A 9,364-nucleotide genomic window follows, 5' to 3' on the forward strand; every position below is an offset into this window, starting at 1 on the left:
GACCGGTGGACCGGCGGCGCGGCCGACAAACTGTTGTTCACCATTCTGGAGCCGTGGCAGATCGGCTGGGAACCGATCCGGCTGACCGTCGACATCGCGCGGCTGGGCGACGACGCGAACCTGTCCCTGGCGCTGCTGATGCTCGTGTTACGCGATCTGCGCGACCACCGGCTACCGATCGGCCAAGGCACTACCCGTGGTTTCGGGGACATCACCGCGACCGTCACCGTGGACACCCCTGACGGCAGGTTGGACCTCGACAAGTACCTCGCGTCACCGGCTGGAGAGCTGCTGCGGGACACGTGGACAGCGCTGTGGAAAGAACAGGCGGCAGCATGAGCGGATCAACACGGCTCGGGTCACGGTCGCTCAGCGGACCGCTGCCCGGCATGCTCGCCCGGGTGACGGAGTTGGCAGGTGGCATCGCCCTGCTGTCGTCACCCGACGCCTACACCGTTGCCACCATTAGTGATGACGGTAGGTGTAGCGCGCCAGACGGCGGTATGCCAGGGGGTGAGGTGGACCTCGGCCGGGTCTATGAAGCTCGCGCCTTCACTCCGGACGTGGAACTGCGATGGGTACGTCGCGGCGACGACGGCCAAGGGGTGCTGCTCGGCGAACGGGTGACCGGAGGCCAGGAATGGAAGGATCTGCGGACGGTGGATCTGCGCTACCTGCTGTGGGGTGAGGTGGTCGACGGGGACAACCCGGCGGGCTGGGTATCGCTGTCGGCGGCACGGATCGGCACCCTGCGGGTACCGGCGGTACCCCCACGAGGACGCAGGCTGCGGCTGCGGGCACGCGAGTACATCGCGGTAGAACCCGACCACGGCAACTCCTACGTGCTCGACGAACGGCTGATCGCCATCGAGGAGGGGCAGATCGATGAGTGAGGCTCGCAGCTCTGATCACAGCAGCAGCGCCGCCAGCGGCGCCCACACCCGCAGCGGACGTCTGCACTGGCAGCCCTCAGAAGCCGACGGCGGCCGGCTCGTGATCGTCGACGGGTCGAACCGACGCAGGATCCCGCAACCGGGCAAGGCTCTGGTCGACGACCTGGGCGCGCTTGCCCCCGCCGAACTCGACGGGCTCAGCGTCGACTACGAATGGGTGAAGGGCCAGGTTAGAGGCGTCCGCCGGGCAGGCAGCCCGCTGCCGAGCCGTCCCCCTTCCACGCGGTCGGCCCAGCCCGCCGCGTCCTCCGACACCGGCCGGCGGACCCCGCAGCAAGAGCCTGCCACCCGCGCATCGAATGAAGCGGGCGCAAGTCAGCGCAGCGTTCCCCCGCGCAGGCCAGGGAGCCGGCATGGGGACGGACAGCGTCCCGGCTGGACCCGCCCGACCGGCCCGCCGTCCGCTCAGGGATCCGCCCGGCCGGCGGTCAACGCCGTGGACCTGTTCCGGAACCCGTACACGTTCGTGCCGGCGCTGGCACGCGACGGTGCGGGACCTCTCGGGGACGCCCCACCCGCTGGCCACGACGTGTGGGAAGCGGACCGCTGGAGCGGGCGGATCGGTGTGACGCTGACGACCGTCACACCGTTGCTGCTGCTGGACACCGCGCCGGCGAAGCCGGACGACCGGGGTCACACGACGTACTCGGTACTGCTGCGGGACGGCCGGCCACACATCCCGCCAACGGCGGTCAAGGGAATGTTGCGGGCGGCCTACGAGGCGGCGACCAACTCCCGGCTCGGTGTCTTCACCGGCCATGACGAACCGCTGGGATATCGGCCGCCCGCCAGTGCAGGTCTCGCGCTCGTACCGGCGCGTGTCGGCCGGGACGCCGTCACCGTCGACCTGTTGACCGGTACCGCGCCGCTCGGCCAGCGCTCGTCCCCGCAGACCGTGATGTACGCGGCCTGGCTACCGCGGTACGGGTCGGGATCCCGGCGGCCTGTGCTGTACGGCGACCAGTCGGAGCCGGAGCACCGGGACGAGGTCAGGGTCCGGCTGCGGCTGATCCAGCACTACCGCTGGGACAAGCGCCGGCAGGACCACGTCGCCGACTTCCGCTACTGGCAGGTGGTGGCGATCGCTCGGGCCGGCGAGCCGTTCCCGGCTGAGATGAAGGTCGCCGACCCGGTGTGGCGTGACCGGTTCACCGTGCACGAGCCGCTCTCCGACACACGGGAGGCCTTGGGCTGGGTCTGTGTGAACAACCGCAACTTCAGCCGCAAACATGACGAGCGGGTCTTCTTCGGCGATTCGCATACCCGGGAGCTGGCGGACACGACGAAGAAGGCGTGGACAGCGCTCGTCAACGACTACCGCAACGCTCACCGGCATGCCGACGTCTGGGAGCGGCCGAACGTGAGCACCGACCGGGGTCCCGGGCCACGCAGCGCGCCCCGGGGCGGCAGCGAGAAGTTCGCCCCACCGCAGAAATGGCTCGGCCCGAAACCGGGACAAACGGCATGGAGTCGCCACCTGTACGAGGAGGGAGCGGAAAAGCTTCGCCCCGGCGACCTCTGTTACGCCCTCCTCGACTCGCGGGGGAACGTCGACGCCCTGTACCCGGTGATGATCGCCCGGGAGCTCTTTTCCGCATCACCCAAGGATCTTCTTCACCCGTCGCTCCGCCCGGCGTCGACCCGCGACGAGTTGTCCCCCGCGGACCGGGTATTCGGCTGGGTCAATCCGGACGGCCACGGTGCATACCGCGGACAACTGCGGGTGGGACCGGTCACGGTGGACGTAGGCCGCGATGCCGTTGGGGACACGGTTACGGATTTCGGCGCGGACGGTCTTCCACTGGCGATCCTCGGCCAGCCAAAACCCCAGCAAGGCCGCTTCTACGCGGCGGCAGGAACGTCGCAGTACCCGATGCCGCTGCCGCCACGCACGCCGAGGCGGGACTGGTATGTTCCCGGCCGGTCTTTGCGTGGCCGCAAGACGTACCCACACCATGCCGGATTGGCTGGCGACTACTGGAAGAATCCGACCGAGGACCGAACCCAGACGTTGGATGACAAAGGGCACTATCAGGAGTACCGACGCCCGGCGAAAGAGAGCCCGGGCAAGGAACTCACCGCCGATAACCGTGCGTTTGCCACCGGTGGCGAGGAACAGCGTGACAACCAGAACCGTTCGGTCCGTGGCTGGGTCAGACCCGGTACCACATTCCGATTCACCTTGGACGTGATCAATCTGACCGAGGCGGAGCTCGGCGCTCTGCTGTGGCTGCTACAGCTGCCGGCGGAGCATTATCACCGGTTCGGGCTCGGTAAACCTCTCGGCTTCGGCAGCGTCCGGTTGGATCTCGACCCCGAGACGACCGAACTGCGTACGGGCGCCGCCATCGCCGACTACTACGCCTCGTTCGGCGACCAGCTCCCTGGCACCGCTGCGGACGTCAACACGCTCATCGCCGTGTTCGAGAAGGCCTCCGACATGTGGCCCGGACGCCCGCACCTCGCCGCCTTCCTCACAGCGGCGCTCGGCGATGCGTCCACCCCGGTGCACTATCCGCGGGTCCGGCCCGCCGCCATGGACAGATCGGTTCCCGTCCCGCCCGATCCGCGCGGCCAGGCCTATGCCTGGTTCGTACAGAACGAGCAGGAACGCTCCAACAGCTTCGTGCGGGCCGAAAGCCTCCCGCCCGCAGACGGCGACCCGCTCGTCGTATACCCGGCCCCCGACCGTACAGGCCCGCCACGATGACCGACGCCGCTCCAAAAGATGACCTCGAACTTCAGGTCAAAAACGAGGATGTACTGACCGACGATGGTGATCGTAAAGAATCGCCGCCCGCTCTTCCCAACACACGTCCGCTTCTCACCGGCCTGCACATTGCGAATTTCAAGGCCTTCGGAGTGCCCGCGGGCGGGGATGGATCATTTTTCATTCCACTGGCGCCACTGACTCTCCTCTACGGTCCGAACTCGGCAGGTAAATCGACTCTCCTGCAGGCATTACTGGTGCTCGCCCAGTCCTTGATGCAGCCTGCCCGGCAGGAGTGGCCACGACTGGTCCTCAATGACAGCCTGATCGCCTTGGGCTCCACCCGCGAAGTCGTCCACAGACATCAGACGGAGTTGACCATCTCCCTGGGGGTGAGTTGGCGCGATGCTTTCGGCAACGAGACCGTCGCGATCTACGGTTTCAGTGGCGCTGGCGGCGAACTTGAGTCGATCGAGGTTCTGGACTCCGGCGAGGCGACCACCTACCTTCTTCAACCACCGTCGACAAACAACAACCAGTCGGATCAAGAATTTCTCTTTGAAATATCAGAAGAAACAATCGATGTCTTTTTGCGGACGATCCTCAACTCCTCAAATGGTATCCCGGATGCCAGCCTCGCCGGAACCTGGGCTGCAGCCACTGCCGCATCGATTCAGCCTCTTGTCAGCGTCGCCGGACTATGCCCGGGTAAAATACAGGGCTTCCGGTTCCCAGGCGGATCATGGTTCCCTAACGGAAAAGACGACAGCGAGCCAGGGAGCGACGTAGCAATATGGCTCGATTCGGACTCTCCCTGGCAGTGCATCGACGCTTCGGAGCGCTACGCAATACGCCTCAGGGAAAGCCTGGAGCACGTCCTGAGCGATGTTCGACATCTCGGCCCGGGGCGTATACCACCAGACCGGCGGCCGGTACGGCACGACGACGACGGCCCTGACGGGGTGGGCCGTGACGGCGGCAGACTCTTTCATTTCCTGGCAAGCCAGCGTGAAGGAAAAGGCGTGATCAACGGTGTCAACGACGCACTTTCCCGTCTCAGTTCCCCTTACCGAATCCGGCAATGGAACTATCCACAGGCGACCTTCGACGACAATGACGTAAGTAGCCTGAAAAGACATCGATCAAAAATTATGCTCAACGATATAGCCCTTGTCCGTGACGGAATGGAGTCTCAGCTACAGAACGTCGGTTACGGTTTCAACCATCTCCTGCCGATCCTCGCTGAGTGCAGTCGCGACAGTGGGCGCCCACTTCTGATTGAGCAGCCAGAAACACACCTACATCCGGATCTCCAGGTTGACCTCATCGAGGAGCTGCTGCACAGCGCCACGAATCCCGCCCGAAAGGTCTCACTACCGCAGCTTGTCGTCGAGACCCACAGCGAGAATATGTTGCTGCGAATTCAGGCACTCGTAGCTCTACAAGAAGAGCGCGCCGAAGATATTCAGGTGATTACAGTAGGAATGGATCATGAGCGCTACACCGCATTTCCGGTGGACCATCAGTGGGCAGGAGACGGGGAGCTTGACCCGGGAGCCGACAACGTATTTCCGACGGCACGCATTCGCGCTATCGAGCCGGAGTATTAGATGTTAGTTCGAATCGCAATTGCGGCCTCCTTCTTCGATGACCCGGTGCTCAACTCGGACCGGTATCAGCTGCATGCGGTGCACCGATCCCTCACTGCGGTACTTACCCGGCATGCCGAAATTGCCTGCCTGGATGATACCGAAGTGAGCGAATACCGGCGGAAGGTGAGCACTCTACCATCGACTGTCAGAGCCTACTGGGATCCCATTTTTGGACGTGCCGGCCGCCAATTCCGTATCCACTTCCCCCAATCGGCACGTCCGTCCCGTCGAGCAATGTCAATCTCAAATAGGAAAGATCTTCTTTCCTGGCGAAGCCACATGGATCACTTTCTGGTGGGCACCGACCAGGCCCGAGAATTCGGCTTCAGTCCGAGCTCAGACGGCAGAACCGACGAGGCCAGCGGAATATGTATCAGCAGCTATCGAGGCGTGACACCGAAACAGCTACGGGAGATGGAGGAGCTGAACAGCCGCTACTACCGCGCGGGCCAGCTTTCGCGAGACGATCTATGGAACCATTATATAAAACCACTGGTCATACGGGCCTCCAATGTCGTGCTAATCGATAAATACGCGGGGGGAAATCTTCAGGACTGCGCATACCTATGGGAGAAAATAGGTGAGATCCCTTCACCCAAAAGCAGCCACGGAAGAAAAATACAGATCCTGACACGTGTACTACCGAACAAAAACAAGGGCGACCGGGAGGATGCAGAACACAGAATGAAAGAGGTGGAATCCTTTGCAAGGAATTACGAAGGGACGACTGGAATTAAAGAGTTCAAGCTGACCTGGCTACCGGACAAAACATGGGGAAAAAAGGGGGAGAAGAAAACAGATTCATCGCCGGAAGAACGACACCATGACAGGCATTTTCGTTTCGATAAAAGAACTCTGTCGATAAGCTCGGGATTGGATTATATCGCCAATCCTGCCGGAATGGATGGGCAGCTTACCTACCGCTGCGAGGATGACCGGCACAGTAGTGACTTCACGAACATTCTCGAAAAAGAAAAGATACTGATCGCCGCAGCAGGGAGCCGGCCGCAGTCCCAGGGCCGACGGCAGGGATCGTGACGGCGTCGGGCAGGCACGATCTGCTGCGGCGACGAAGGAACTCAGCAGATCGTGCCCTCCTGGGGCGGCTGGTCGGCTACCAGGCTCAGCGGCATGGAAGCGATGGAAACCGATCCAAATCCGGACCGAGTCAGTGGTGAGAACACGCCACGGACGCCTGGGCATCGCTGTGGGGCCACCGAGCCGAGCTGGGTTGAGCAGGTGTTCGTGACCTGCACCAGTGCGGTGAACGCCACGATGGCGCGGGCGTCGCTGTGGCATGGCGGTCGTCCCTGCCCGGCTACGCGGGGCACGGCGGCAGGCCCCGACCCACGGCGGACGGTGCTCGCCTGCTGCGATCTCGGCTGTTTCGACGATGCCGTCGATGTGCTGGCAGGCGTCGTGGAGAAGATCACGGCGGCCGGTTGGCTGGAACGTTCACCTGCCCGCAGTCTGCTCTCTGACGACGACCGCCATCGGACGCCGCAGGAAGCTGCGCTGTACCTGTACGCCGCACGTACCGCCGCAGCGGTGTTGGGAGAAATGCACCGCTATCGGCGTAGGAATCTCGGGTTACCTCAACGGCCGGAGCGGGTCAGCGGCGCCGACTGGGCGAATCGGTTGTTCCCCGACCCGGCGGATCGAGAGCTGCTTGTGCACCTCCTCACCTGGCTCGGCAGTGATGGCTCGGCCACCGGCGAACCCGGCTGGCCGTTGCAGGTGTGGGCGGAACGCCACGGGCTGGCGCTCCCGGACATGGCCAGGTGGGTCGCCCGTGTTGTCAGTGTGCTGCGTGAGGAAGACCCGCGCCGGTATCAGCGGTACATCGCGGGGCCACTGGCTGCCAAACCGCGTGCAACTGTCCCGTTCAGCGCCGTCGAGCTCGTCGACGGGCACCCTGTTCGGCGGCAGCGCCATCGGTACACGGCGGCACCGGGGCTGTGGGAGGACCGCACGCGTACAGGGACACCCATGGCCGTGCCGACCAAGAAGATGACCGCCGCAACGAAAGGCAGGAAGTGAACCGTATCGCTGTGCACGTCGTCGGAGCCTCCGACCTCGGCATGCACGAGCCGACACCCGCCGAGACGGCCACGCGGATTACAGAACTCACCGGCCTTGAGCCCTCCGCTCTCGCTGATGAGCTCGCCGGTACACCGATCGCCTGGTTTCTTCGGAAGATCGAAAAATTGGATGATCCTCCGGTTGGCAAACTGATCCTCATCGCGACCAAGCGGCACGACGATCCGAGGGTGCAGCCGGCAACCCAGGACCTGGCCGAGGCGATCCTCCCCTTCGTCCAGCAGCGGGTGCCGGCAACCACCGTCGCAACGATTCCACTTCCCAGCGTTGCGGATGCCAGAAAGTGGTTGACGGATTTCGTCGACGACGCGGCCAACGCCGTCGACGTACATACCCAGTGGGAGCTACCGCTTGGCGGCGGTGCAACAGGCGTTTTACTGGGAGTGATGTTCGAGCTTCTACTGCATGGGCATAAGTCGACCTTGTGGGCGGCGAACGGAGCCGGGAGCCGGATTTCGCTGCTTCCGCGCGGGCTGAACGCGGCGCCGGCGCGATGGCTGGTGCGCCACCGCTACTACGAGCCGCTCGCCAGCAGCGATCCGCCGTTGGAGGTGCCACCACCGCTGTCCCCGGGTGACGCCGGCTGGGACTTTCTGGCCCGCCGGCAACGCGTCGATGTAGACACGCTGCTCGCCGATCAGCCGAAGGAAAACGGCGCCTGGAAAGTGACGGACGTTGTTCAGGCGATCCTGGCTGAGGCGGTACAGGCCGCGTTCGCCGAAGGACTCGCCCGCGGGGAGATCACCGACGGCGCTGCCGCCCGCACCTGGCTCTGCCTGGCGGGACACGCCGCTATTCCAGAAAAGCAGCTGGTGCCTCCGCTTCCCGATCCGAAAAATCCGACGGTCGAGGAATGGCGTAACAAGGTTGTACGGCTCAGCCACGGCATGCACAAACCGGTACCTCCACCTCCTGTCATCCGCACGATGCAGAACGAATGGGCGACCACTCGGCGGGCCGAGCGCTGCGTACTCCAAGCCTTCCCGGACTGGCCGGTCGCACCCCCGCCGCCGGCCGAACGGACAGTCGTCGTGCTACGGGCGTTGAGCCGGTCCGCCACACCCGACCAGGGTAAGATCGACGATCAGTTTCTACTCGACCGCATCTCCGAGGCACTCGGCGCCGGGCAGGTGCTTTCGTTCGAGTTCGTCACCGACATGGCCAGGGTGACGGCCACCCGCGAAGGCGTGGAACGAATTCCGGTGACGGTCACCGACCCCAAGCTGCGACCGGACAATGTCAAGAAGTGCCGCGTTCAGCTGTTTGACGCACTGTCGGCAGAACCGCGCGCGGTGGTAGCGGACGAGGTCGCCGTACTGTTGCCGATCGGACGCAAGGCGCTGATGGTGGCAGCGATCCTCGCAGGGATCGATTGGTCGCTGCACGCAGCGGTACCACTGACGCTGCTGGTAGCGGAGGGTGACCATGGCCCTGACGGACTCATCATCGAGACGACACGTGTTACGGCGGAGGACACCAGACCGTTCGCCGTCCTGGGCCTTGACAGAGCCCTCGCCTGTCTGGCTGCCGAAGCGCTGACCAGACTCGACATCACGCTGGCCGGGCATCTGCTCCAGCGTGGCTCCCGCAAGCTTCAAGCTCTCGCTGTCGAGGTCAACGAGCTTCAGCGCAACGCCTTCGGCGTCCTGCCGCCAGGCACGGATGATCAGACTTCCGTAGCCGAAGTGAAACTCGCCCGCGCACGGCTCGAGCTGTGTCTGCGAATCGTCGACTCCCACCCATGGGACGCCGCCTATCTCGCCCTCGCCATGCTCGACCACACGTTCCGCATGCCGAAAAAAGCGGAAGAAGTGACGGTTGCCCAACTGGGTCGGTTCGGGCTCACTCAGTGGGAGGGCTGGGTGCCGCAAACAGACCCGCCTGTCCCGCACACAGAGCCCGTCGGCGATCGCTGGTACTACCTTGCGCCCTGGCATGCGCTCCGAATG

The 9,364-nt window shown here is 64.2% G+C and carries 6 protein-coding genes and 1 pseudogene; all 7 read left to right on the forward strand.

The genetic code is table 11. From position 1 onward, the window contains the following. Window positions 1–339 (forward strand): annotated as a pseudogene (locus MJ785_RS15800) (hypothetical protein); the annotation flags it as partial. After that, window positions 336–893, forward strand: a complete 558-nt coding sequence (gene csx19, locus MJ785_RS15805; RefSeq protein WP_239381525.1) for a CRISPR-associated protein Csx19 — start codon at window positions 336–338, stop codon at window positions 891–893. The pseudogene MJ785_RS15800 and the gene csx19, both read left to right, overlap by 4 nt. Then, on the forward strand, window positions 886–3,663 hold the full coding sequence (locus MJ785_RS15810) for a TIGR03986 family CRISPR-associated RAMP protein (protein WP_239381527.1): 2,778 nt from the start codon (window positions 886–888) through the stop codon (window positions 3,661–3,663). Before csx19 ends, MJ785_RS15810 begins: the two co-directional genes overlap by 8 nt. Continuing rightward, window positions 3,660–5,273, forward strand: a complete 1,614-nt coding sequence (locus tag MJ785_RS15815) for an AAA family ATPase (RefSeq protein ID WP_239381529.1) — start codon at window positions 3,660–3,662, stop codon at window positions 5,271–5,273. Before MJ785_RS15810 ends, MJ785_RS15815 begins: the two co-directional genes overlap by 4 nt. After that, the gene (locus tag MJ785_RS15820) at window positions 5,274–6,353 is read left to right on the forward strand and encodes a hypothetical protein (RefSeq protein WP_239381531.1); all 1,080 of its coding nucleotides are present in this window, start codon (window positions 5,274–5,276) and stop codon (window positions 6,351–6,353) included. A 207-nt stretch (window positions 6,354–6,560) separates the two neighbouring features. After that, window positions 6,561–7,355 carry a hypothetical protein gene (locus MJ785_RS15825; protein WP_239381533.1) on the forward strand — a complete coding sequence of 265 codons (795 nt, stop codon included), beginning with the start codon at window positions 6,561–6,563 and terminating at the stop codon, window positions 7,353–7,355. Next, a partial coding sequence (locus MJ785_RS15830) for a hypothetical protein (RefSeq protein WP_239381535.1) occupies window positions 7,352–9,364 on the forward strand: 2,013 nt, incomplete at its 3' end. The genes MJ785_RS15825 and MJ785_RS15830, both read left to right, overlap by 4 nt.

Origin of the sequence: Protofrankia sp. CiT1 (assembly GCF_917627335.1) — a bacterium.
GTDB lineage: Bacteria > Actinomycetota > Actinomycetes > Frankiales > Frankiaceae > Protofrankia.